Source organism: Paenibacillus sp. BGI2013 (assembly GCF_002843485.1).
GTDB lineage: Bacteria > Bacillota > Bacilli > Paenibacillales > Paenibacillaceae > Paenibacillus > Paenibacillus amylolyticus.
Map to the genome: position 1 here is coordinate 340835 of NZ_PJFA01000001.1, position 26988 is coordinate 367822.

General features: G+C 47.0%; 20 protein-coding genes and 1 pseudogene. 17 read left to right on the top strand and 4 right to left on the bottom strand.

Features of this window, described 5'->3' with window-relative positions:
• Positions 1-38 precede the first annotated feature (38 nt).
• Positions 39-1397 carry an FAD-binding oxidoreductase gene (locus CXK86_RS01495; RefSeq protein WP_101313364.1) on the top strand — a complete coding sequence of 453 codons (1359 nt, stop codon included), beginning with the start codon at positions 39-41 and terminating at the stop codon, positions 1395-1397.
• A gap of 311 nt (positions 1398-1708) precedes the next feature.
• On the opposite strand, the gene CXK86_RS01500 is transcribed toward CXK86_RS01495, so the two are convergent.
• Positions 1709-2035, bottom strand: coding sequence for a helix-turn-helix transcriptional regulator (locus tag CXK86_RS01500; protein WP_180361708.1), 327 nt, complete (start codon positions 2033-2035; stop codon positions 1709-1711).
• Positions 2036-2183: 148 nt separating this feature from the next.
• Here CXK86_RS01500 and CXK86_RS01505 point away from each other — a divergent pair, with 148 nt between their 5' ends.
• The 5 genes from CXK86_RS01505 to CXK86_RS01530 all read left to right on the top strand — a co-directional run bounded on the left by CXK86_RS01505 (position 2184) and on the right by CXK86_RS01530 (position 6436).
• Positions 2184-3452, top strand: a complete 1269-nt coding sequence (locus CXK86_RS01505) for a glycoside hydrolase family 3 C-terminal domain-containing protein (RefSeq protein ID WP_101313366.1) — start codon at positions 2184-2186, stop codon at positions 3450-3452.
• A 126-nt stretch (positions 3453-3578) separates the two neighbouring features.
• A complete protein-coding gene (locus CXK86_RS32865) occupies positions 3579-3815 on the top strand; it encodes a hypothetical protein (protein ID WP_180361709.1) in 237 nt (78 codons plus the stop codon).
• Positions 3816-3994: 179 nt separating this feature from the next.
• A complete protein-coding gene (locus tag CXK86_RS01515; RefSeq protein ID WP_101313368.1) occupies positions 3995-4321 on the top strand; it encodes a hypothetical protein in 327 nt (108 codons plus the stop codon).
• Between the two features lie 483 nt (positions 4322-4804).
• Complete coding sequence (locus tag CXK86_RS01520; protein WP_101313369.1) at positions 4805-5497, top strand: hypothetical protein; 693 nt, start codon at positions 4805-4807, stop codon at positions 5495-5497.
• Positions 5498-6166: 669 nt separating this feature from the next.
• Positions 6167-6436: an FAD-binding oxidoreductase gene (locus tag CXK86_RS01530; protein ID WP_180361710.1), complete on the top strand. Its 270-nt coding sequence runs from the start codon at positions 6167-6169 to the stop codon at positions 6434-6436.
• Between the two features lie 181 nt (positions 6437-6617).
• On the opposite strand, the gene CXK86_RS01535 is transcribed toward CXK86_RS01530, so the two are convergent.
• The 3 genes from CXK86_RS01535 to CXK86_RS01545 all read right to left on the bottom strand — a co-directional run bounded on the left by CXK86_RS01535 (position 6618) and on the right by CXK86_RS01545 (position 8076).
• A complete protein-coding gene (locus CXK86_RS01535) occupies positions 6618-6914 on the bottom strand; it encodes a putative quinol monooxygenase (RefSeq protein WP_036609783.1) in 297 nt (98 codons plus the stop codon).
• Positions 6915-6978: 64 nt separating this feature from the next.
• Complete coding sequence (locus tag CXK86_RS01540) at positions 6979-7629, bottom strand: nitroreductase family protein (protein WP_036670026.1); 651 nt, start codon at positions 7627-7629, stop codon at positions 6979-6981.
• 27 nt (positions 7630-7656) lie between these two features.
• Positions 7657-8076: a MarR family winged helix-turn-helix transcriptional regulator gene (locus tag CXK86_RS01545; protein ID WP_036609779.1), complete on the bottom strand. Its 420-nt coding sequence runs from the start codon at positions 8074-8076 to the stop codon at positions 7657-7659.
• A gap of 421 nt (positions 8077-8497) precedes the next feature.
• On the opposite strand from CXK86_RS01545, the gene CXK86_RS01550 reads away from it, so the two are divergent.
• From CXK86_RS01550 to CXK86_RS01605, 11 genes and pseudogenes are all read left to right on the top strand, one after another.
• Positions 8498-10519: an AraC family transcriptional regulator gene (locus tag CXK86_RS01550; protein ID WP_101313371.1), complete on the top strand. Its 2022-nt coding sequence runs from the start codon at positions 8498-8500 to the stop codon at positions 10517-10519.
• A 51-nt stretch (positions 10520-10570) separates the two neighbouring features.
• Positions 10571-12172, top strand: a complete 1602-nt coding sequence (locus CXK86_RS01555; RefSeq protein WP_101313372.1) for an AraC family transcriptional regulator — start codon at positions 10571-10573, stop codon at positions 12170-12172.
• 108 nt (positions 12173-12280) lie between these two features.
• Positions 12281-13261, top strand: a complete 981-nt coding sequence (locus CXK86_RS01560; RefSeq protein WP_101313373.1) for an ABC transporter substrate-binding protein — start codon at positions 12281-12283, stop codon at positions 13259-13261.
• Complete coding sequence (locus CXK86_RS01565; RefSeq protein ID WP_101313374.1) at positions 13262-14074, top strand: (2Fe-2S)-binding protein; 813 nt, start codon at positions 13262-13264, stop codon at positions 14072-14074. It begins immediately after the preceding gene.
• 235 nt (positions 14075-14309) lie between these two features.
• A complete protein-coding gene (locus tag CXK86_RS01570; RefSeq protein ID WP_036670036.1) occupies positions 14310-14831 on the top strand; it encodes a TetR/AcrR family transcriptional regulator in 522 nt (173 codons plus the stop codon).
• Between the two features lie 74 nt (positions 14832-14905).
• Positions 14906-15865, top strand: a pseudogene (locus CXK86_RS01575) (NAD-dependent epimerase/dehydratase family protein).
• 352 nt (positions 15866-16217) lie between these two features.
• The gene (locus CXK86_RS32495; RefSeq protein ID WP_144029791.1) at positions 16218-23267 is read left to right on the top strand and encodes a beta strand repeat-containing protein; all 7050 of its coding nucleotides are present in this window, start codon (positions 16218-16220) and stop codon (positions 23265-23267) included.
• Positions 23268-23378: 111 nt separating this feature from the next.
• Positions 23379-23618, top strand: a complete 240-nt coding sequence (locus CXK86_RS01590; protein ID WP_017689452.1) for a DUF896 domain-containing protein — start codon at positions 23379-23381, stop codon at positions 23616-23618.
• A gap of 319 nt (positions 23619-23937) precedes the next feature.
• The gene (locus tag CXK86_RS01595) at positions 23938-25368 is read left to right on the top strand and encodes an NAD(P)-binding domain-containing protein (protein ID WP_101313375.1); all 1431 of its coding nucleotides are present in this window, start codon (positions 23938-23940) and stop codon (positions 25366-25368) included.
• Positions 25369-25538: 170 nt separating this feature from the next.
• A complete protein-coding gene (locus CXK86_RS01600; protein WP_143781029.1) occupies positions 25539-25988 on the top strand; it encodes a hypothetical protein in 450 nt (149 codons plus the stop codon).
• A gap of 251 nt (positions 25989-26239) precedes the next feature.
• Positions 26240-26986, top strand: coding sequence for a DeoR/GlpR family DNA-binding transcription regulator (locus CXK86_RS01605; protein WP_101313376.1), 747 nt, complete (start codon positions 26240-26242; stop codon positions 26984-26986).
• Positions 26987-26988: the final 2 nt, after the last annotated feature.

Below are 26988 nucleotides of genomic sequence, written 5' to 3' on the forward strand. Positions count from 1 at the left end.
GAGGCTGTAGGACAATTATTCAGCAGGGAGTGGGATGTGTGAAATCATCAACCAAGCTTACCGGACGGGTTATTTACAAAGGTGATCCAGGATATGAAGCGGCGCGCAAGAACTGGGACCCGCATACGGACAAATTTCCCAAAGTGTTTGTATTTGCCCAACGGACGAAGGATGTATCCAATGCTATCCGATGGGCTCGTGAAAACAATGTACCGATCAGGCCGCGGAGCGGCAGACACGCGCTGGAAGTGAATCTTTCCCAAGTGAATGGCGGTATCGTGATTGATGTGAGTGATCTGAATTCCATCAAACTTGATAAAAAAAATGGAACGGTTGTCGTGGGTACGGGTAACCGAGTAGGGAGAATTGCGAATACCCTTGCCAAGCAAGGTTTCATAGCTCCTTTTGGTGACAGCCCTACTGTAGGGATCGGTGGAATTACGTTAGGTGGGGGAATTGGGCCTCTCCAGCGTACCATCGGTCTCATCAGTGATAACCTGCTTGAGGTAGAGATGGTGGACGCCAAAGGAAAAGTGATTCGGGCTAATAAAAATCGTAATTCGGATCTCTTTTGGGCCTCGCGGGGAGGCGGCGGCGGTAACTTCGGAGTGTACACCCGTTACAAATTCAAAGTGCGCCGGGCTCCAGCGAAGGCGACTGTATTTAAAATCACCTGGCCATGGGCTCAATTCGAGAAGGTGCTCAAAGTATGGCAGAGGTGGGCTCCCTCTGTGGATACAAGACTGGGCAGCGAGTTGTCCATCGGACCGAAAAAGGGTGGCAATGTTGTCATGGAGGGGCTGTTCCTAGGGTCAAAAACAGAGGCACTCCGTCTATTGCAGCCGATTACGAGTGTTGGCACACCGACAAGTTCCATTGTTCGTTTGTTACCTTACACGGAAGCTGTGAAGTTCTTATTACAACCTGATCCGACCGAGACTCAACGGTATAGCAACCAGTTCTCGTCCGGTTTTGGACGAAAACCATTCCCCGACAAAGCCATTAAATCGATGCGAACATTCTTGGAGAACCTTGAAGAGGGGCCAGGCGGATTCTATTTCCTCAACTGGGGCGGAGCAGTAAGTCGCAAATCACCTAGATCAACCGCCTTCTTCTGGCGTAAAGAGAAGTTCTATGTGGAATGGACCAGTACGTGGCTCAAACCATCCCATGCCGCCAAAAATATCGCACTCGCTCGTAATACTCGCAAGAAATTGCAACCATACATTGTGGGTTCCTATATCAACGTTCCAGACCAAGGGATCAAGAATTCCGGTCCAGTGTACTATGGAGCCAACTATGCCAGACTGCGGAGAGTCAAAGCCAAGTATGACCCGAAAAATGTGTTTAACAATCCGCAAAGCATTACTCCTGCTCGTAGTGTAAAGGTTAAGTAATTTTTTTCTGCCGCCATCTGTGAAAGTTGAATGAGTCTTCCCACACCAAAAGGAATTTCCCTAAGGCTATCCAATGGCCTGAAGGAAAATTCCTTTTTTATATGATGGGAGAGGGAATGTATATTTTTTGTTTATCTGGGCTAATTATCGAGAGAATGAATGTGCGGTCTTTAATCGATCGGTGGAGACATGTAATCAGGCTTGTATAGGTTCCATATTTGTCACACTAATTACTAAACTCTTCGAGAACGCGTCTGGATTCGGACACAACCTTTCTTCTATCCGATTACAGGATTTGTTAGCTTTCTTTTTCACTTGTTACGATATTCCTGCGGCGTGCAGCCATAATGTTTTTTGAAGATTTTGATGAAATGGGGGGGAGCCAAAAAACCGAGCAACCCGCTGACTTCCGCGATCTTGAGATCGGTGCTCCGCAACAGATGAATGGCCCGTTCCATCCGGGTACGGTACAAATAATCACCGATTGTTTCGCCAGATACGGTCTTATACACTTTAGATAAATATACAGGATGCAGTTTCACGTGGTCCGCGATCGTCTGAAGGGAAATCCCCTCGGCAAGATGTTCTTGAATGAACGTTCGAACCTTAGAGGCGATCCGCTGGTGTGAATCTTCCACTTGACAGGAGGTCTTTACACGCAAGGTTCCGATTAGATTCTCAGCCCACTGAAAGATACGCTGTCTTGAAAGCTGGCTTTTCTTCCGCAGGAGCCCATACGATCAAGAGGCTCACCACCAGCTCGCGCGTGAAGTCGCGCGTGAGACGATGGTGCTGCTGAAGAATGAGGAACAGTTGCTGCCTCTGGCGAAGACGGGCAAGATTGCACTGATTGGCGCTTTGTCGGAGCGAGTGCGTTATCAGGGCGGCGGAAGCTCACATGTGAATCCGACCAAGCTTGATTCTATTCAGGAGGAGATTCGGAAGGCAGCGAGCGAGGAAGCCGAAATCATTTACGCACAAGGCTACGATCTGGATAGCGACGAGAACGACATGGCTTTGCTAAACGATGCAAAGCGGATCGCAAGCGAAGCGCATACCGTTGTTTTGTTCGTAGGATTGCCCGATCGATATGAATCGGAGGGTTACGACCGGACGTACCTGGATTTGCCGGCGAATCAATGCCACCTGATTGAACAAGTCGCTTCTGTTCAGCCAAACATCGTGATGGTTCTGAGTAATGGAGCCCCGGTGGTCATGCCTTGGCTAGGGCGTGTAAAAGCGGTGCTGGAAGCATACTTGGGCGGACAAGCACTGGGCGGCGCAATCGCCGACCTGTCGTTCGGAGATACGAATCCTAGCGGAAAGCTGGCGGAGACGTTCCCGCAGCATGTGAAGCATAACCCGTCCCATCCATTCTTTCCTGGGGAGAGAGATCACGTGGAGTATCGGGAAGGACTGTTCGTCGGATATCGGTATTATGAAGCGAAGGAGATCGAGCCACTCTTCCCGTTCGGTTACGGCTTGAGCTATACAACGTTTGAATACAGCAATCTGAAGCTGGACTCACCAGAGATCACGGACCGGGATACGCTGCAAGTCAGCCTGGACGTGAAGAATACGGGCATCCGGCTTGGCAAGGAGACTGTTCAGCTGTATGTGCGCGATGTGGCGTCCAGCGTTATTCGTCCGGAGAAAGAGCTGAAGGGCTTCGAGAAGGTTGAACTGGCGCCGGGTGAGACGATAACGGTAACATTCACGCTGGACAAACGCAGCTTTGCATATTACAACGTTGACCTGAGCGATTGGCACGTAGAATCGGGCGAGTTCGAGCTGCTGATCGGCAGTTCCTCTCGGGATATAACACTCCGGGCTTCGGTAACGGTTCGGTCGACGCAAGAGATTGTCACGGCGATCCACCGGAACACGACGATTGGCGATCTGATGGCCAATCCGAAGACCGCCCTGATTCTGCAACAACTGAGAGACAAACGGCCTGAACTTGCACCGTCCGATGCTGTTTCCTCCGAGATGATGGCTGCCATGATCCGGGATCTGCCGTTGCGTACGTTCCTGTCCCTTGTCGGAGGGGGATGACCGAGGATAGGTTACCCAAGTTGCTTGACCAACTTAATCAGGCAGTAGGCTTTGAACAATAGGTTATATCACAAAGAGAACAGTGGTAATATTAATTATACTTCCCTTGACCAACAGCATACGAGAGTGTTGATAGCAATACCACGCATGCTTGCAGTCCATCAGAAGGCCCTGAACACAGCGGTCCTGGTTTCGGATGAAGAGCCAGAGACTCCAGATGTTGCTTCACATAGGCTTGAAGGTACCATTGGCCTCAGCAGTGATCATTTGCTTGAGCTGGAGATGGTGGAGGCGAATGGAAAAGTGATTCGGGCCAATAAAAATTGCAATGCATATCTTTTCTGGGCTTACTGCCAATGTTAGATGGGTCTAACAATCGGAAGTTCAGTTCTAAAAACGCGCCTTTTATGGCGTGTTTTTTTGATTTTTATGTTAGTATAGATGCCAAAACCAGGAACGGATATCAACATGGAGAGCAGATATTATAGCTGTAACTTAACCTGTTAGATGAATTTTATGATACTTGAATGGAGGGTTTGATCATGTTTGTACCTATCTTATCCACCAAATTATACATTCCAACTCTTCGTACTAAAGTGGTAGATCGTCCTCGACTGAATAACCTCTTGAACGAGGGGATGCGTGCGAAACTGATCCTGGTGTCTGCTCCCGCAGGTGCGGGCAAAACGACGTTAGTCAATCAATGGATCACGGCTTCTTCCCAATTAACTGCATGGCTCTCGCTGGAGGAAGCCGATAAAGATCCTGCCCGATTTTTGACATACCTCTGTGCTTCTTTACAGACGATTTCTCCTAAACATGGAGAGGCTATAATAGAATTAATTCAATCACCCGAGCCGCCAGTGTAGTGCATCTTTAATTGTTTAGGTTGTGTTTTTATTGGGAAATAGAAAAAATATCAATTATAACCATAAAATTACTTGTATGTTTTTAATACATGATGTAAAATTTTTGAAGTAAATAGAAAATGTATCTCAAATAAGGGGTTGGTTAAATCACGTGAAAAATTTATGTATATTATGATTAAAATGGATGCTTAGAAATCTTCTTCAATATATAACTGATCATTTTTGCATAAATCGAGCTAGCGATCTTAAATAAAATATATAGAGCGGAAATTTACTACTGATCTGTATATTATAGCTTTAATCGTTAAAATTCTATTTATTCAAATGATGAAATTTTAATAAACCTAATGTAGTTGATATTGAAGTGAATGTAGCAAATTACTTTCTTCTGCAGCATCCAAAGGTAATCCATGTCAGATATTAAAATCCAGATCTGTTAATCATCAATTTCATTTATTATTAATTAAAGAGGAGAGATTGAATATGAAGTTAAAAAAAGTTATTATTAGTATTATGTTGGGTGCGCTTACGCTAAATATCTTACCAATCCCACAATCACATGCTTCTACAATTAACATTCAAGGAACAACTTTGTATAATGATAATGGTGTAGAAATTACTAAAACAGATAACGGTGTATTTCTGAATGATGAAATTAATAATGAAACATTAAGTTTGGTATACAAAAACTCTGAACATACTGAAGCGACAATTACAGATCAGAATGGGAACATACAAGAGTTATTTAAAGATGACAATGGAAATGTATATCTTGATGGAGAATTGTTTTTAGAGTTTACAACCAATTCAGAGCAATTAAAATTAGATGCTAGTACACTAAATGCGCGTTTATCTGCTGCTGAGAATTGGACTTTGTTCACTACAGCAAGGTACAAACAAAGTCTAATTGATAACGTTAACAAAGCAGCTATAGCTATAGCATCTTTATATCCTTATATAGGTTTAGTGACAGGTATTGCAGCTGTAATTCAGAGTGTGTACAATATAAATAAACCATTACAATCAGAAATATACCTTGAGATAAAACAATATCACAATAACATGGAAAAAACCCCTTCATTTTATCAGATAAAAACTGAAACTAGCTTTTATAAGAACTCTAATTATACTGGTTTAATAGGTACTACATCTTCTATTAAAAAACCTTTCCAATAGAGTTTTAATTGTAAGATTAATGCAACATGGACTACATCACGATGAAAAAGAGGGAATAATGTGACTAATACAAAGTTCTTAAAATTTTTTATTATTGTAGATGTAATTAGTATGTTGATCCTGACAATTTTATGGGCTTATGACTTCTATAGAGGATATGATTCCCAGCTGTATTTCCGTGTTTTCTTTCTTTTAATCGGTTATATTCGAATTACTTACTACACTCGGAAATTTATAAAATTGAAGGCTGTCAAATGAACTAAGAAGTTACTTGGTCTGCAGTGATGTATACGTTGTGGCTTTATCGTATATAATAGATTAATAGTCAAGTGAGTCCTGTCTGTTTTAGATAAACAGCAGGGCTCTTTTGTTTTTCACTTCAGACTCCCTGAATTACAAGGGAAAAGGTTGCTCGAGAAATAACATTTAAATGGCATTCGCAAAGATATCTATGCTAATTCTTCTGCGGAAAGGACGAGAGATGCAGGGCAAGTACATTGAATTTTTTTGCTAATGTATTGCTCTGATATGGTGAAAAAGAACAAGATCCGCGTAATTTCATTAAAATTGATCAGGTAAATGAATATCACCCCACCTCAAAAGGATTTTCTCTAAGGCTATCCAATGCTGCGGAGTGGAAGACATACGCTTGAAGTTAATCTTTTACAGGTGAGAGTTCGCATTGTTATCGGAACAGGTAACCGAGTAGGGAGAAGGTTCATTGCGCCCTTTGACGATAGCCCAACGGTTGGAATTGGTGGAATTACTTTAGGTAGCGGGATCGAACCGCTTCCGCGTACGATTGGTCTCAATAGTGATAACCTACTCGAACTGGAGATCGTGGATGGCAACGGAAAGGTGTTTTTGCGAGCAGAAGTTGCAATACTGATCTTTATTGGGCTTCTCAAGGAGGTGGCGCGGGCAATTCGGCTCGAATAAAAAGTAGGGTAACATTTGCTGCTGGTTAGTATGATAGGGAGGTATTCTTGAACTGGTCATGAGGGTTACCACTATTTCTGCTCACTAAACGAAGAAGAACCAGGTAGAAGTCATCCTAGAATGACTTCTACCTGGTTCTTCTGTCATATAGCGTATAATGAAGTACTCAACGCGGTGATTTTTAAGCTTTAACTTGTTCTCCAGCAAAGACTTCAACGTTCATTGGAGCGGCCATGAATGCTGCTGCTTGTTGAACAAAAGCTTGGAAATGCGCGCTTGTGTTGTGGGAAGCTGTAGCAGCTTCATCTTTCCACAGCTCGATCATCGTGTATTGTTGTTCGCGTTCTGTGCTTTTCGCCAAATCGTAGCTGATGTTACCTTCTTCTTGACGTGTAGCAGCCATCAGTTCTTTCGCAGCTGCGAGGAATGCTTGCTCTTGGTCCGGTTTAACTTGCAGATGAGCGTGAATGATAATCATAATGTATAACCTCCATATTGTGTTTGTTTGGAATATGTTAAGAAAGGGGAAACCGTCCCTGATATTATGCCCAAGTTGTGATTGTTTCTACTGGCAGACGGTAGGAAGGATGACCTTCTTTGGCCGATTTACCGATCGAGATCAACATAACCGCTTGATAACGCTCTTTGTCCATGCCAAATGCTTCTGCGATTTGGTCTTTTTCGTAACCACCGATTGGGTTAGTATCATAACCGTGAGCACGTGCTACAAGCATTAATTGCATGGAAGCAAGTCCAGCGTCGATCATATTAACTTCGCGAATAGCGGAAGCAGGCATATTTTCATAATAAGGTAATACTTTTGATAGTTGCATATCTTTAACTTCTTGTGGCATATAACCGAGTTCTACAGCTTTGCCAAAAATTTCTTCCATATGTTCCGCGTTTTTCATGTCAATGAATACGCCAATGACTGCGGAGGAAGTCAACACTTGATTTTGATTAAATCTCGCAAGTGGAGCAAGCTTTTCTTTACCTTCAGTTGTATCTACAACCAGAAAACGCCAAGGCTGCAAATTGATCGAAGATGGTGCACGGGATGCTTCTGACAGAATTTCAGTCATTTCTTCACGGCTAATTTTCACTTCAGGATCGTAAAGTTTAACAGAACGACGACCGTAGGTGATTTCGTTAAAATCATTGGTTTTTTGGAATTTGCTTTGAATTGTACTCATGCATGGATCTCTCCTCTATATATGGGTTTAGAAATTGTTCTGCATACGTTCCAGGAAATCGGCGAGTGATTGAACTTCGTCTTCACTGAAATCCTGTAAAATCTGGTTGATAAAATTGGTCTTCTCAGCTTTGTAGCCTTCAATCTGCTTCCGACCGTGGTCCGTCAAACGAACAAAAGTGACCCGATTATCATCGGGATTCTTACGTCTTGTAACCATCAGGTCCGCCTCAAGTTGCTTCAAGTGGCGTGTAATCGCAGCACTATCAATGTTAATGATTTTCTGCAGCATGGATTGGTTAATCTCATCGACCTGATCCAGCTCATGCAGAATTTCAAAGCGAGAGGAACTGATACCTGTACAGCGTTCGAACTTGGGACTGAGTTTGTTACCCAACACGTTCAACAGATTGATGATTTGTTCTTCTTTGGAAACAATACGTGTCATGACTAGACCTCCCGGGTGAATCTGAATCATGAACAACGGCGTATGTTAACCAATGATTAATGTTGCAGTATACAATGCCATTGCCTAATGATTATTTGGATGCTCTCGAATCATTGATGTATCAATATTTGATGCGTCAATCATTGATGGCTCAATTAATATATCATGCCTTTTATGATTTTGCAACAGGTTAGAAAATGTTGCTGATTCTAGCGTTATTATCCCGCTACGTATACATTGCAGTCCATATATGTTGTCCAAATGGGTAAGTTAATATTGATTGTGCATGTTATTGAGAATTGTTATCAATTGATTTATAATGAAATGAAATATACATACTGAGCGAAAATTACAGGCTCTTCATAAAGAGTAGCAAGAAGGTATGTCGATGTAATATGGCGGGAGGGAAAGTACAGCGGATATGAATTTGAATGATCACATCAGGTTGTGGAATCATGTTTTTGTCAAAATACTGGATGTACGCCAAAACGCTTTGCATCCTGGGGAGAAGTTGAAGAATTATCAACTACCAGCAAGTACCTATCTATATATCACCGACGGAAGTGCACGGATACGAATGGATCAACACAGATACATCGTGGAGGGATTCCACATCATTCATGGAGGCAAGCAGGCGTATTTAAATATGGAGACGGATTCGGGCGTGGCGTATTATATGATTTTGTACAAAGCCATCCTAGCCTTGCCCTGTGGGATGGAAATTCAGTATCTGATGGACCATGAACGTCCGTTTCAGGACCAATATGCACTTGTACCAACCCGTCCGCTACACATGTATCAGTGTATGGAGGAATTGAAACAGGAGTGGGAGCAGTCTACTAAGCTTGCAAAGTTACATGCCAAAACCTTATTTCATCAATGGGTATATCTTTTATTGACAGACTTACACGAACAATCCATTCAGCCACATAAACCGGATACGGTCACACAGGCTATTGAATATATGAAAGCTCATCTCCATGAGCCCATAGCTCTTGACGTAATGGCAGAAGCAATGGAATGCAGTGTGGGGCACTTGTCGAGGCTGTTCAAACAAAAGTTAAACATCAGTCCCATCCAGTATCTTGGACAGATTCGAATGGAGAGGGCCGCACATCTTCTGGTGCATACCAGTGCAACGCTGCAACAGATTGCAGAACAGATCGGCTATCCGGATGCACATTCACTGAGCCGCAGCTTCAAAAAAATAAAAGGGCTTTCTCCAATTCGCTACAAAAAAGGAGTAAGTCAACGGTTAAACAAGTCGAAACACCCATTGGTATTGAACAACAAGCAAGATTTGCCCAGTGTAATGCAAGAAAATGCCCTTCATTCGTTACATTCCCATCTATATAATGATATTGATTATCAATATCAAAAGAGTGTTGGAGGGGAATTAATAATGCAAGGAAAATTCAAAATGACAGCACTAAGCATGATGTTGTGTCTCACGCTATTGCTCACGGCCTGTTCCAGTCCAGCGCCGTCTGCAAGTGGTACGCAAACAGAGACCAATGCGACTACTACACAATCGGGTAACCAGGCAACGGAGGCAGGGAAATCGACTGCACAGCCGGAGACGCGGACCGTCTCTACAATGAGGGGAGATGTGGTAATCCCGGCCAATCCGCAGCGTGTTGCTTCAGATCAATATATGGGGTACCTGCTGAAACTGGGCATAGTACCGGTTGGTGTAAGAACATTTATGCTGAACGAAGGATGGATTGAAAAGTCTGGCATTGCTACTGATGTTATAGCGGGTATTGAAGATTTGGGAGGAGAGTTCCCAATGAATCTGGAGAAGTTAGTGTCACTTGAGCCGGATCTCATCATCGGTTCCATTGATAAAAATATTGAGGATTACGAAAAAATTGCAACGACCGTCTTTTTACCTTATTGGGAAGGTGATAAAACTTCTGGCCCACTGGAAAAGCTGCGCCGGATTGCTGGTGTTTTTGGAAAAGAGAAGGAAGCAGAGCAATGGATCACGACATATGAAGAGAATATCGAAGAGACTAAGAAGCAGATTGATGGTGTAATTAAAGAAGGCGAGACCGTATCCATCATACAAATAGGGTACAAAGCGTTGTATGTACTTGGTGCAGAAGGCGGGAACTATGGTAGTTCCACGATCTATGAGATGCTGAAACTGCCTCCAACTCAGCAAGCACTCGAAATGAAGGATGGATTCGAGACGATCTCCCTTGAAGTACTGCCTGAGTATATGGGAGATCATATCTTCTTATATGGTTCGGGTAGTGAGGACGCCAAAGAGATCCTGAACAGCGAGGTTTGGAAACGTCTGCCTGCTGTGCAGAAAGGACAAGTCTACACCTATGGTTCCTTGGATGGTACAGAGGATGAGTTCATCATGGAAGATCCCTATTCACTGGAGTTGCAGTTGGATAGTATAAAGAATTTACTATTGGGAGCTGAAAAATAGAGTGTAATCAGTTCACATAGAATCGGATCCAAACAGGGAGGGGACGTGAGCATGGAGGAAAATGATTGGATCAAACAACTGGAGCGACTACATTTCTCTGCTGTCCACGTCTGCCATTACTTTAGCAATCCGGGGGCTGTTCAGCGTCGGATCTGGAAAAGGTTCGCCATTTGCAGGGTCATCGCTGGCAAAGGATCTTTGTCTATGGATAACATTGTACATACGGTATCTCAAGACGAGTGGTTTTTGTTGAAGCCAGGAATGCATGTGGAGTTTCAGACGGATATGGAAGCACCTGTCCGATATCAGATCATTTTATTTTCCTGTGTTACACTTACCCGGCGTAAGAATGCTTGGCATACCGAGGCATTTGATCTCCCTGTGACGGGCAAGCTTAATGTTCCTTCCAATACACGTGATATTCAGGAGATGATGGATACCCTGATGAGTGGAAAACACTCGTTTACGAGTCTGGAAAAGACGCGCAGGAAACATCTTTTGCATCAGTTGTTGATTCAGTTAATGATGCACGTGAATGAAGCAACACCCCCTGTAGCGGGGATGGATTTGGCACTTGATTATATGACGCATCAGTATATGGAAGATATTCGAATTGATCAGATGGCCCGCATGGCAGGGCTTAGTGTGAATCATTTTATAAGAACATTCAAACGACAATTAAATATGACCCCGATTGAATATATACTGAAACTACGTATGGCAAAGGCCAAGCAGCTGTTATTTTCTTCAGATAAAATCAAGGAAATTGCGGAGCAAGTGGGTTATAAGGACGAGCACTATTTCAGCAGAGTCTTCAAGAAAAACGAAGGAATCGCCCCAACGTTGTATATGAAAAATAAAGTGAATCGCATTGCCACCTTGTATTACGGGTTGGACGATTATGTGATAACGCTTGGTTTGAGGCCAGTATCGGCTTTATCCTATGGTCAGAGGGTGGCTCGACATGTTGCCATACCTGCGCTTCAAGCACACAGTCATCAGGGACTTATTCTGGATAGCTTCAATCAGAACTATGATGATTTGAGGCGAGTCCAACCGGACCTGATCATTACAAGTGATCGTTTGGAGCCAAATGACTCCCTGCATCGTATCGCGCCTACCACCATGTTGGAGCACACCAACCATTTTGGGGAGAGGCTTCTGTATATGGCGGACATTATGGGCCGCACCGAACAGGCCGTACAGTGGATAGAACAACATGCTGAACTGAGCCGGGTTCTTCGAGGGCGCATTCAATCGAGGTGGGGGAAACAGAGTGTCATGTTCATCCGGGTGACTTCTCATTTCTACCGAATGTATGGATTGAACAACCAGACAGGGGCCCTGTTGTATGATGATCTGGGATTTTATTTGCCTCGTGATTTTCCGGAACAACAGTGGGCTGTAGAGAGCAAAGTTTGCGATTTGCAGTTATACGACGCGGATCATGTGTTTGTAATGGTCGATCCCACAGAAGACGCACGTGCTCAACTGAGGCAATTACAGCAATCCAGTGCATGGTTGGCATTAAAGGCTGTTCAAGAAGGCCATGTATATAATGCAGGAGATATTTTCTTCAAAACGCTGGGTCCCACCGGACGCATGTGGGCCATGCGATATGTGGCAGAGCAACTTGGGGTTACCTTACGGTGATATTGTGCAAGAGAAGAGAGTGGAATAATCCATGGTAAGCCTGTATGCTTTTCCCTACTATAATGATAATGATTATTATTATTAAATAGTAGAGGGGATTTACTACAAATGGTAAGACAGAGAGCAACAACGATGATACTGTTGGCCCTGCTTGTGCTCGTTCTGACGGCATGTAGCAAGGCATCAGAAGTAACAGAAGCAACGCCTCCGCAACAGGATACACCTGTGGAAGAGAGTGGTACGCAAACGATTGAGCATCTTAAAGGAACAACGGTTGTACCGCAAAAAATAGAGCGTATGGTGGTATTATCTGCTGCTTACATCGATCACATGTTGACGATTGGTGAGAAACCAGCAGGCGTTAATGTAGAAGTTCGTTACGGAGGAGATTATTTGCCTTACTTTGCAGATCAGCTTGCCGGCATTCCAACGGTAGGGTCTGCAGACAGTCCTAACCTGGAGGCTATCCTTCAGATTGATCCGGATGTCATCGTTATTGAGAGTCGAACTGCGGAGAGTACGTATGATCAGTTGGAGAAAATCGCTCCGACGATTGTACTTGGTACTGAATGGCTGGATTTTGTTGATGATACAACATATTGGACACAGGATCTGTTGACCATTGCCGGGATGTACAACAAAGTGGATCTGGCAAAAGAAAAGATAGCCGAGGTAGAGCAGCAGGCGAAGCAATTAAAAGCGAAGATCGAACAACTGGATCAAAAAAAGTTGGCTTATCTGCGTGTAAGAGAAAAGACTTTACAAATTTACGCGGCAAAAGGACATCCAACCAACACACTTTTGTATCATGATCTTGGATTTGTGCCAACGACTGTGACACCTGCCGAACAACGTGAGGACCTGTCCATGGAGAAAATTGCAGATGTGGATGCTGATTTCGTAGTTCTGGAGATTGACCCGAATGCCGATGAGTATGTAAACAACATCAACGCAAGCTCACTCTGGAAGGGAGTACCGGCTGTTGGTGCAGATCAGGTCTATACGACAGATTCGTTCTGGTTGTTTAAGGGCTGGGGAGCAATTGGGCGAAGCGAGATTATCAACGAAGTTGAAAAGATGATTCAATAGATGAGACATTATCCAATACATGATTATTCAGAGATGTCGGAAGTGTTACAGCAATTTTTTGTGACGACGATCCAAGTGGACTGCGATGATTCCAAGTATCCTTTCCGTGTGAAGGATCTGCTGAATGAAGAGAAACGAAACTTGATATTGCGTGAACAGGCTATGCAGCAAGGGCTTCAATTGGGCGGAAGAGGAAGTGCGGCCGTCGGTACACTTTTTGCCAAACGTTACTCCGTATTCGTGATGTCCGTAATTTCAGCATTCAGTCTATACGATACTATACTTAGCGTTGCAGACGATGATGTGCGGTTTGAATTGAATGGTGCAGGTGGCATGCGATATGAGACTCTGCTGGAGAGAACCTCTCTGGAGGGTGAAGATCCTGTTCAGCGCAGGTCAGAGAGTGGCTTGCTCAAGAAAAGAGTGCTGCTACATCTGGAACCTGTCCTGCGAGCGGTAGCCGTCGCTACAAGAGCGAGCGATAAGGTCATGTGGTCTCTGGTTGCCCATAATGTGCAACAATTGTATGCACGTATGATCAATGATCAGAGCATTTGGAAGACAGATGAACGGCTTGCAAAGATTCAAGAAGATCAAAGCCTCTGGCTGGATCGGCAAAACGATAATGCATGTACATTTGCCAATGAGCTGCAGCGCTTCGAACATTCCGGGTGGCAGGGACCTCCGTTCCTGCTACGCCGATATTGTTGTTTGGCTTATCTGGTTGGAGACGGAAGTCATACACATGGGTATTGTGACAGTTGTCCGAAGCTGGATTCGGAATCCCGATTGCGTAAACTTCTTCAGCAGTGAACAGACACTCTTGTACCGCATGGTACGAATCTGTTTCAGACAAACCATGTTCTCTTCGGTTTCCAGTGGATAGAATCTATGATCGACAAGTTACACAACCTGCAGCGGCTTGAGCCAGCGTCTGCGGGTTTGTTGGCTTTGTACAAGGTCACGATACCTTTGCATTGAGGGATAGTATTCGTTATACTTCAAGCTATTGATCAATTAATCACTAACTATTGGAGGGCGGATTATCATGGCAAAGGATAAAGCAGCGTCGGTTAACCGGCGAAATGATATTATCTCTGCAGCAATTGACGTCTTCGCGGAAATTGGCTATTATCGTGCGACTACAGCCCAGGTGGCTGAACGGGCACAGATCTCACAGCCGTATATATTTCGTTTTTTCAAAACAAAAGAAGCTTTATTATTAACTGCAATTGAGGTCTCATGGACACGGGTGATTGATTCGTTTCGAATTGTGGTGGAGATGGCAACACCAGATCAGTTAGAGAATGATCTCATTGAAGCCTATGATAAGATTCTGGAATCGCACAAGAGCGAGATCTTGCTTCAGATGCAGGCGCAAACGATCCGGGAGGAAGTCATTCGTCAGGCTATGCAAAAAGGCATTAGTGATGTAAGAGCCATGGTACTGGAAGCTTTCACCGTTGCAGGAATTGCTGAACCGCTAAAAAGAACCATGATTTTTCTGGCAATCGGGATGTTGTGTAATGTATCTAATGCGCTGGATATGCCGGAGCTGAAGGAACGATAGAGAGGGAGGGGGAATTCCCTTTTTGAATTCAGTTATTGATCAATCACTAAATGGATGAAAGAGGATGATATATGATGAAAAAAGCTTTTGTGATTGGAGCCACAGGTGGAACAGGTGCAGCGATTACGGAGGAATTGATTAGACGAGGGATTTCAACGATCGCATTTGGGCGCTCACGTCAAAAACTGGAGCAACTTGCGGTAAAGTTGGGATCTCCAGATCACCTGCAAATCGCAGTGGGAGATGCATTTCGGTCGGATGATATTATCGTTGCTTCCCAGGGTGCCGATGTCATATTTCATTGTGCGAATGTCCCGTATAACGAGATGGAAAGCAGGCTAATTCCGCTGGGCAAATCCGTGATGGCGGCGGCAGAACACTTGGGTCTGAACGTGGTTGTAATAGACGGAATCTACCCCTATGGCACAAGACAAATGAACGAGGTAACGGAAGAACATCCGAAGCAGCCACATACCCGAAAAGGCAAGACACGACTTGCCTATGAACAGATGTTATTCAGCACAAGATGGAGTAGAGCTCAGGTGATGATCGTTCGTTTGCCAGATTATTATGGCCCATCGGCTAATCAAGCTTCCTATCTGGGTTCAACCCTTGAAGCGATAGCAAAAGGTAAGATGGCTTTTTTTATCGGAAATATGAACGTGCCGAGAGAGTATATTTATTTGCCGGATGCTGCGGTCATGGTGGTGGGGCTGGCAAGCAGAGAGACGACGTATGGACAGAACTGGAACATTCCTGGATCGGGGATCATCTCGGGTCATGACATCGTGCGATTGGCACAGAAGGCTGCGGGAAGAAGCAAACCTGTGCTGGCGCTAGGAAAAGTAGGATTGTCGGTGATTGGACTAGGTGTACCCGTTATGAAAGAAATTGTAGAAATGTTATATCTGACTGAGGAACCCCTGATCCTGAGTAGATAGAAGTATGAGGAACGGATTGGCCCGGTTGTGGCAACATCTTTTGAGGAAGGAATTGCGTTGACGATTAAGGAGTTGGAGTTGCAGGGGGAGTAGAGGGGAATATATTTTTTGGAGAAAAGTAATTGATTGATCACTAACTGTGAAGGTTTCATAGGTATATTGAATAGGGGGGCGCACAAAGCTAGTCCAGGGCATAGAGTGTACTATTGTAAAATGCGGGGATTTGACGTGGTGTACAAGGAGGGGGGATTCTCTTGTGAGTGGTATATCCAAAAGGAAACGCAAAATTTCCTCAATCAGTACAGGTAAACGGAAAGCAAAAAAATCAAAAAAACACTCTATCCCAAAGAAGAAGAGTAAGTCTTGTAAGAAAAGCAGACGTAAATGCAAAAAAAAGAAAAGTCACAGGATTCCTTTCCTTCGCGGCCCACGGGGTTATCAGGGAATGAGAGGATTCACTGGAGCAACAGGTGCTACTGGGTTAACTGGAGACCCTGGGTATCCCGGCATATGGGGAGCAACCATTTTAACAGGACGGACCGGAGTAACGGGAACCACGGGAAGTACCGGAATAACTGGAGTCACAGGTGCAACAGGAGCTACCGGACTGATGGGCACCACAGGTGTGGATGGAACTACAGGAGCTACAGGTGCAACTGGCACTGGATCAACTGGAGTCACAGGAACAACCGGCGCAACTGGAATTACCGGATTTGGTGTGACAGGCGTGACCGGTGCTACAGGAAATACCGGTATAACCGGCTTTACAGGTCCAACTGGAATTGGTGTGATGGGACTAACAGGATCTACTGGTGAAACAGGATTCACGGGAGTTACAGGTTCGATTGGCCCAACCGGAGCGACGGGTCTAATAGGTATTACGGGTGCGACTGGATTAACGGGAAGTACTGGCGAAATTGGAATCACAGGCCCGTCCGGAGCAACAGGAACAACTGGTATTACTGGAACCACAGGTATCACAGGAGTCAGTGGCGTAACTGGAACGACAGGTACTACGGGCGCGACCGGCCCAACCGGTGAGACAGGTATCACCGGAGTTACAGGCGCTACAGGATTTACTGGGGAGATAGGAGCAACGGGAAGTACGGGTCCAACTGGAAATACTGGCATAACCGGCATGACAGGGATAACAGGTGCGATCGGCGCAACTGGTGCCACTGGGGAAACGGGACTTACTGGTACGACAGGCCCCACTGGGGGGATCGGGTCTACGGGAGTTACTGGTGTAACCGGAACTACAGGAAGCACTGGAATAACAGGTAATACTGGTGAAACAGGATCAACAGGTACGACCGGATTACCTGGCGTTACGGGTACCACGGGTGTAACCGGTTCTACTGGAATTACAGGCCTCACGGGGATTACTGGTGCTACTGGCACTACCGGTGTCACAGGTACGACTGGTGTGTCAGGACTCACTGGGGCCACTGGTATAAGTGGTGTCACTGGTGAAACAGGACCAACAGGTACAACCGGATTAACTGGCGTTACAGGTATAACTGGCGTTACTGGAATTGCGGGCACAACAGGAACGACTGGAATAACAGGTGCAACAGGTATTACTGGATTTACAGGCAGTACAGGTGCGATCGGAGCAACTGGTACCACTGGCACAACCGGAGTCACAGGTACGACTGGTGTGTCAGGACCGACCGGGGCTACTGGAGAAACGGGTACCACCGGAGTTACAGGTGCTACAGGATCTGCTGGGGCGATAGGGGCAACGGGAAGTACAGGTACAACCGGCGTTACAGGCATAACCGGCATAACCGGCAATACTGGTGTAATAGGAGCCACAGGAATTACTGGAGCAACTGGAACTACTGGAGATACAGGTCAAACAGGGGTCACAGGAACGAAAGGGTTAACAGGGGTAACCGGAATCACCGGTGAGACTGGAGCCACAGGGATTACAGGTACAACTGGACTAACTGGCATTACTGGAACCACGGGTATCACAGGCGTGACCGGAGCTACCGGACTGACTGGTGTCACTGGGGAAACGGGTCTAACAGGATTCACAGGCACGACAGGAGCGACGGGACCGACTGGGGCGACTGGAGCAACCGGAATTACAGGTATCTCGGGAGCGACCGGGGCCACTGGTGTCACTGGAGAGACGGGGCTAACAGGAGGTACAGGTGCAACTGGTATTACAGGTCCTACGGGTGCGACTGGGATCACAGGAATCACGGGTACAGTTGGTGTAACTGGCCCAACAGGTGCGACTGGAGAAACAGGAAGTACAGGTGCCACGGGAGTAACCGGAACAACGGGTGTAACTGGAGAGTCGGGTCTAACTGGGGCTACAGGTGTAACGGGCTCAACCGGTTCGACTGGCCCAACAGGAGAGACAGGACTAACAGGTCTAACTGGAGCTACTGGAAGTACGGGTGCGACGGGAACAACTGGTGTTACAGGTGCAGCCGGAGTTAGTGGCACAACAGGAATTGCTGGTGTAACTGGCGCGACAGGACTCACCGGGGTTACTGGTTCAACTGGTAATACCGGAGCTACTGGCATAACCGGGGTCACCGGCGAAACAGGGCCAACCGGCACAACTGGCTTAACTGGCGTTACGGGTACAATTGGTGTGACCGGAGCAACAGGCGTCACTGGAGAGACAGGAGCTACAGGTCTGACGGGAAATACAGGACCAACGGGTGTCACCGGATTTACGGGTCCAACAGGTGAAACAGGAATCACTGGAGTTACAGGCCCTACTGGAGCAACCGGCTCAATCGGAACTTCTGGAGATACAGGTTCAACAGGGGTCACAGGTACGACTGGTGTGACGGGATCGACCGGTGCAACTGGAGAAACGGGAATTACAGGTGCGGCTGGACTAACTGGCATTACCGGAACCACGGGCGTTACTGGGGAGACTGGTCTAACAGGGAACACAGGTGTAACGGGACCAACCGGCACGACTGGTTTAACTGGCGTAACGGGACTTACTGGTGTGACCGGAACTACTGGCACTAGTGGCATAACGGGAACAACTGGTATTACGGGAGTAACCGGAGCAACAGGTGTCACTGGAGAGACGGGTCTAACAGGAGGTACAGGTGCAACTGGTATTACAGGTGCTATGGGTGCGACTGGACTAACTGGTATTACCGGAACCACGGGTACAGCTGGGGTAGCGGGCCCAACAGGTGCCACTGGAGCAACAGGAAGTATAGGTGCCACGGGAGTAACCGGAACAACTGGTGTAACTGGAGAGTCGGGTCTAACAGGAGTCACTGGTGTCACCGGGGAAACGGGTATAACTGGGGCCACAGGTGTAACGGGCCCTACCGGATCGACTGGCCCTACAGGAGAGACGGGGTTAACCGGGGTCACAGGTCCGACTGGTGTGACGGGACTGAACGGTGCAACTGGACTAACTGGCATTACTGGAACCACGGGTATCACAGGCGTGACCGGAGTTACCGGACTGACTGGTGTCACTGGGGAAACGGGTCTAACAGGATTCACAGGCGCGACAGGAGCAACCGGAATTACAGGTATCTCGGGAGTGACTGGCGTAACCGGAACGACAGGTGTTACTGGAGAAACAGGGTTCACAGGACTGACGGGAGTGACCGGGGCCACTGGTGTTACTGGGGAGACCGGTCTAACAGGAAACACAGGTGTAACGGGCCCTACCGGTTCGATTGGCCCAACTGGTGAAATAGGACCAACCGGCACGACTGGCTTAACTGGCGTTACGGGTACAATTGGTGCGACCGGAGCAACAGGCGTCACTGGAGAGACGGGTCTAACTGGGAGCACAGGAGCCACAGGAATTACCGGAGCTACCGGAACTACGGGGGCTACAGGAAACACCGGAACGACAGGTGTTACTGGAGAAACAGGTTCAACAGGGGTCACAGGTACGACTGGTATTACAGGTCCTACGGGTTTGACTGGAGAAACAGGAAGTACAGGTGCCACGGGAGTAACCGGCGCAACCGGAACAACTGGTGCAACTGGGCTAACAGGAGTCACTGGTGTCACCGGGGCTACAGGTGTAACGGGATCTACCGGTTTGAATGGCCCAACAGGAGAGACAGGACTAACAGGTATAACTGGAAGTACGGGTACGACGGGAACAACTGGTGTTACAGGAGCAACCGGAGTTAGTGGCATAACAGGAATTGCTGGTGTAACTGGCACGACAGGACTCACTGGGGCTACTGGTTCAACTGGTAATACCGGAGCTACTGGCATAACCGGGGTCACCGGTGAAACAGGGCCAACTGGCACGACTGGCTTAACTGGCGTTACGGGTACAATTGGTGTGACAGGAGCAACAGGCGTCACTGGAGAGACGGGTCTAACTGGAAGCACAGGTACGACTGGAGTTACTGGTATAACTGGTCCGACAGGCACTACAGGACTAACAGGGAATACTGGTGAAACAGGACCAACCGGTGCGACTGGCTTAACTGGAGTTACGGGTACAACAGGTGCGACTGGAGCCACTGGGGTCACCGGTGAAACGGGTACGACTGGAGCAACGGGAAGTACGGGTACTACGGGAGCTACTGGTGTATCAGGCACAACTGGTATCACAGGGGAAACAGGTCTAACAGGAATTACTGGTCCAACTGGTGTTACGGGATTAACTGGAGCCACGGGCACGACAGGACCAACAGGACCAACCGGAGCCACTGGTGTGACTGGCATAACCGGAGTCACAGGTACGACTGGAGTTACAGGAGCAACGGGGAGTACTGGTTCCACAGGAATAACTGGCGTATCCGGGCCGACTGGTGCTACTGGAATTACTGGCCAAACTGGTGTGACAGGATCAACCGGAGTTACGGGAGTAACTGGACTTACTGGATTAACTGGGGAGACGGGTCTAACCGGGATTACAGGTGCGACTGGTGCTACTGGTGCTACTGGAATTACTGGGGCAACCGGTCCAACGGGTATTACTGGTGAAACAGGAATAACCGGCACGACCGGCGTAACTGGCACTACGGGTGTGACTGGAGCTACTGGAATTACCGGCGCCACTGGCACAACTGGCCAAACTGGTGAGACGGGAGTAACTGGACTTACTGGGGTTACAGGTACTACTGGAATTTCTGGAACGACGGGAGCAACTGGAGAGACGGGTCTAACTGGTGTCACAGGTACGACTGGTGTGACGGGGCCCACCGGGACTACTGGAGCAACAGGAACCACGGGCATTACAGGAGTGACGGGTGTAACAGGCGCTACCGGTACGACCGGAGCCACTGGGGAAACAGGTATAACAGGGGTTGCAGGAACGACTGGGGCAACCGGAACTACGGGAGTTACTGGCGTAACCGGCTCGACTGGAGAGACGGGTGCAACAGGCGTTACCGGCACGACAGGTACAACAGGACCAACCGGAGCCACTGGTGCGACTGGTACTATAGGGGCAACCGGTCCAACGGGTATTACTGGTGAAACAGGAGCCACCGGCACGACCGGCGTAACTGGCATTACGGGTGTGACTGGAGCTACTGGAATTACCGGCGCCACCGGCGTAACTGGCATTACGGGTGTGACTGGAGCTACTGGAATTACCGGCGCCACCGGCATAACTGGCCAAACTGGAGAGACGGGTCTAACAGGGGTCACAGGTACGACTGGAGCAACGGGAACTACGGGAGTTACTGGTGTAACCGGCGCGACTGGTGCCACTGGCATAACCGGAGTCACAGGTACGACTGGTGCTACAGGGGCAACCGGTCCAACGGGTATTACTGGTGAAACAGGAACAATCGGCACGACCGGCGTAACTGGCATTACGGGTGTGACTGGAGCTACCGGAATTACAGGGGTCACCGGTACGACTGGTGTGATGGGACCCACCGGGGCTACTGGAGCAACGGGTACTACGGGTGCGACTGGTGCCACTGGCATAACCGGCACAACTGGCGTAACTGGTGTTACGGGTACAACAGGTACGACTGGAGCCACTGGGATCACAGGTGTGACTGGAGCAACAGGAACCACGGGTATTACAGGAGAGACGGGTGTAACAGGCGTTACAGGCACGACAGGTGTAACGGGACCGACCGGAGCAACTGGGGCTACAGGACTCACAGGTGTATCAGGAGCCACAGGCACAACAGGAGTTACGGGTATCACAGGTGTGACCGGTGCTACAGGAACTACAGGTACAACGGGTGTAACAGGAGCCACCGGAAGTACTGGTTCAACAGGAGCTACAGGATTAACAGGTGTAACTGGGACAACAGGAACTACAAGTGCAACGGGCACCACCGGAAGTACCGGCACAACAGGAGTAACTGGACTTACTGGGGTTACAGGTAATACAGGATTTACTGGAACGACGGGAGCAACTGGTCAAACTGGAGAGACGGGTCTAACAGGGGGCACAGGTACGACTGGTGTGACGGGACCAACCGGGGCTACTGGAGCAACGGGAACTACGGGTGCGACTGGTGCCACTGGCACAACTGGCGTAACTGGTGTTACGGGTACAACGGGTACAACAGGTACAACAGGTACAACAGGTACGACTGGAGCCACTGGGATCACAGGTGTGACTGGAGCAACAGGAACCACGGGTATTACAGGAGAGACGGGTGTAACAGGCGTTACAGGCACGACCGGCGCGACGGGAACAACAGGAAGTACGGGAACAACAGGAACCACGGGTATTGCGGGTGTGACCGGTGCTACAGGAACTACAGGTACAACGGGTGTAACAGGTGCCACCGGAAGTACTGGTTCAACAGGAGTTACAGGTATAACTGGCGCGACCGGAACAACTGGAGAAACAGGAATAACGGGAGCTACAGGACTAACTGGGGTTACAGGCATCACAGGAGCCACCGGCCCGACTGGACCAACTGGGGCTAATGGAATTACGGGGGCAACCGGTGTAACGAGTGCAACCGGAGCTACGGGTGCCACTGGAGCAACAGGCATAACAGGAACTACCGGTGCGACTGGGGCAACGGGGCTGACAGGAGCCACGGGCCCAACCGGCCCCAATTTTGCAACACAAGGGTTCTCGGCATTCCTGGCTACACTTTCGACAGCAACCAGCACTCAGTTAACCAACTGGACGACCACGGCTCCTTATTACGGTAATGCCAACTTCAATGCAACCACAGGAAACTATACCGTCCCGGTAACCGGAAGATACTCCATTGTGGCCACGATCAATTATGCAACGACTGCAGCGATTGCTCTATCTCTGGGTGCTGGGGTTAACCCAGCCTTTCTTGTACAGAGAACATCACCTACGGTAACGACACTTGTCAGTGGTTTGTTGCCCGTCCTAAATGTCGCGATTACGTTACTTACACTGCGGGCAGTGCTGGGAAGTGGTTCGGTGACTTTGGCGGTAGAAGTGGCATTAAATGCGGGAGATGTGATTGGACTGTTCTATGCCGCAAACGGGCTGACGATTACGTTGAACCTGGGCAGTGGTGCTACAAATGGTATTGTGTGGTCTGTACATGAGATCACCTAAACACTTCTCAACGGATTGCGCCTATGGACAAATTCGTAAAGTTGTAATAAGTTAGTTTGAAGATATTCGAAATATCTTTTGGCAAGTGAACTAACAAGTGAGGTGGATTTCATGATTCCTATTTTGGGACGCATTAACGAATTAAGTCGAAAACAACGCAGTAGCGTCGGTTTGACAAAAGCAGAACAAAGCGAGCAGCAGGAGCTTAGAAAACAATATTTGCAGGCTATTCGAGGTCAGGTACTGACAACCATGCTGGCAGTATCCGTTGTGGACCCACTGGGTCATGATGTGACCCCTGAGAAATTAACCAACGAAAAATTGCAGCGCCGTGAACAAGCCGGCCAATAGCATCCTTTATTAAGACAGACCAAGGTTACATCTTGGTCTGTCTTTTTTTTCTGCAAATGATCCGCTCAGCAGGAACTGTATTAATAATCCAGTTAGGATTTCGTGCGAATTAACAAACATGTTAGATATTTTTAGTGTTGATGACAATAAAGCTACCGCGAACTTCAAATGAACCCCGATAACTCATATAATAACGCTAATATATTTCAGGAACACAAAGAAAAAGCACAATTATCCTCGAAATAACTAACAACAATATCACATCCAATGATCAAAGAAAGAATAGTTCATATATGTATCTCGAAAGGGTTGATGAATCATGAGCCTGGAAGCTTTGAATGAGCGTGTGAAGAATGATCTGGATTTTTTGTCATTTGGCGGCACGAATTGGGTACGTCCAAGAGAACATGCGGATGGTCATGTCTATGATGTCGTCATTGTGGGTGGAGGCCAGAGTGGATTAGGGGCGGCATTTGGACTTCTTCGTGAACGGATCTCCAATATTGTTGTCATTGACGAGAATGCATCGGGGCTTGAAGGACCTTGGGAGACTTATGCGCGTATGGTTACTTTGCGCACACCCAGGCATCTGACTTCCATCGATCTGGGTATCCCCTCGTTAACCTTTCGCTCATGGTGGGAAGCACAGGTAGGGCCCGAAGGTTGGGAAGAGGTAGATAAAATCCCGCGTGGAGACTGGATGAATTATTTACGCTGGTATCGGAAAGTGCTGAATCTGCCTGTGCTTAATGAGGTAGAATTGACGCTGGTTGAGCCTATGGAGAACGGAATACATCGACTTCATGTGAACAAGGCTGGATCTCAGATGGATGTTATACTTGCTCGCAAAGTAGTGTTTGCTACGGGAATACAAGGTGGTGGAGAGTGGCATGTGCCGTCCATGATTGCGGATAGATTACCTCGGGAGCTGTATGCCCATACGTCGGAAGCGATTGATTTTGATCGGTTAAAAGGTAAAAAGGTTGCTGTACTTGGCGGCGGCGCTTCTGCATTCGATAATGCCAGTTATGCTCTTGCCACCGGTGTGGCGGAAGCTCATGTATTTGTACGGCGGGAACAACTGCCTAGTGTTAATCCCATTCGTCAGATGGAACATTCCGGTATGATTGAGCGATACCACGCTCTTCCGGTTGCTGATAAATATGAAGTGATCTCTCATTTCTTTAAATTCAATCAACCGCCCACCAATGATACGTTTAATCGTGCGGCAGCCTGGCCTGGATTCGAACTACATTTGAATTCGCCTTGGCTGAGTGTAGAAGCAACAGACCAAGGCGCGATTGTGCATACCACACAGGGAGCATATGAGTTTGATTTTCTGATTATTAGCACAGGTCTTCTCAGTGATCCGGCACTCCGTCCTGAACTGAAGCTTGTGGAGCCATACATCGCACGTTGGGAGGATTGTTATCAGGCCCCGCAAGAGCATCGTAATGCATTGCTGGACGCACATCCATACTTGAGTTCAGGGTTTGCGATGACCGGAAGAAGTGAGCAAGGTCAGGAGCAGTTGCATGGACTGTTTGTATTCAATTACTCTGCACTAGCCAGCTGTGGTCTGTCCGCATCGGCAATATCGGGGACCAAGAGCGCGGTGCCCAAACTGGTCTCTGCCATAGCAGATCAGTTGTTCCTTGATGATCGGGAGGTTATTTTGCATCAATTCTATGCGTATGAAGAACAGGAATTTACGGCTACGTGGGTGAAAAGTGGTGCCCTCGCTGAGTAATCGCACTCTATAATTTTGTGAACGTGTGGCATCTGATGCTGCACGTTTTTTTGTTTTTCATATGATGAAGGTTACACTTGCCTTTAATTTGTTGTAAAATGTCGGTTGGAACATGTTAAAGGCAGGGATAATAGATGAATGAAATGAACTATGAACAATTTAGAGCCCATTTGAAGAAAGCGTCGCGTAAACGAAATGTACCTTTGATTAAGATCGTAGCATTTCAAGAGAAATACATGAAGATTGAAGAAGTTCAATTTTACGATGTGGAACAAAATCATATGAGTGTTCGGGCCTGCAATACGTTGTGGATGCATCTGGAGAATAAATCTTTCCGTAATATGGTGTCCCAACATTTGCAGTTTTATAGAGATATGGAGAACCTGGGTCGCCATTCCTTTGAGAATCTGATCAAAGAACTATATGATACGTCTGTTCCTGTGCTGCTCGATTACAATCCTGCTCATTATTACACCTCGGGTCAGCTCGCTGAGATTCTGGTCATGGACGAGGAGAGGTTAATTGAACAATTGGAGATGGGCCGCTTCAAGGGTGCTTTTATTAATGAAGATGGCAAATGGCTTAAACCCAAACCGGATGCTATGGTTGTAGAGTCATAAACGTCATGCAGTTCCCATGAACAGAAAAATCCTGCAACGCCGCGCCTCCAGCGCTGGAGGCTGCAGGATTTTTAATGAAGATTTGAAGGGCACGGAATTCCAACTTTAAGAACATGAAGTAAGAAAGGGACAATTGGACAAGAAAATAAGTCGAAAGATGCGGGTTTTTGAAAGTTTTTAAATTATTTTGAATGAAAGTGGTTGTTTTTTGAGTGAATTATGATACTATAGAAGCAGTTGGAGGAATGAATATGCTGACTGAAGAACGATATGCTGCAATTGTAGAGCGCTTACATTTACAGGGAATTGTGAAATTGCAAGAGCTTGTTGATGTGTTGGGTGCTTCTGAATCAACGATTAGGCGTGACTTGATCGATCTGGAGAGTCGTCAGATGCTCAAACGCATCCACGGCGGTGCCGCACTGGTGAATGAAAAAACGCTGGAACCGGGCATGGAAGAAAAAACGTTCAAAAACATCCAACAAAAAACGACGATTGCCCGTTTGGCTGCACAGGAGATCGAAAATGGCGAATGCATTTATCTGGATGCAGGAACGACAACGTTAGCCATGATTCCTTTTATTGAAGCTAAAGACGTAACGGTTGTTACCAATGGACTTTCACATGTTGAGGCTTTGGTAAGCAAGCGTATTCGCAGTTATTTGCTCGGAGGTATGATGAAAATTCATACAAAAGCAGTCATTGGCAGTATCGCATTACAGAACATGGATAATTTCCGTTTTGATAAATGTTTTCTTGGAAGCAACGGAGTTGATCCCGAAATGGGGTATACAACACCGGATCCGGAGGAAGCCTTGATTAAAAGGCGTGCACATCAATTGTCGGGAAAATCTTATGTGCTGGCTGATTCCAGCAAAATAGGGGAAATTACTTTTGCCAAATTGTTTGATTTGGAGGAGGCCGATTTGATTACCGAGCAGATGCCAGAACATTGGCGGCCTGGAATCGCCCAGAAAACTAAAATAATTGAGGGATAACG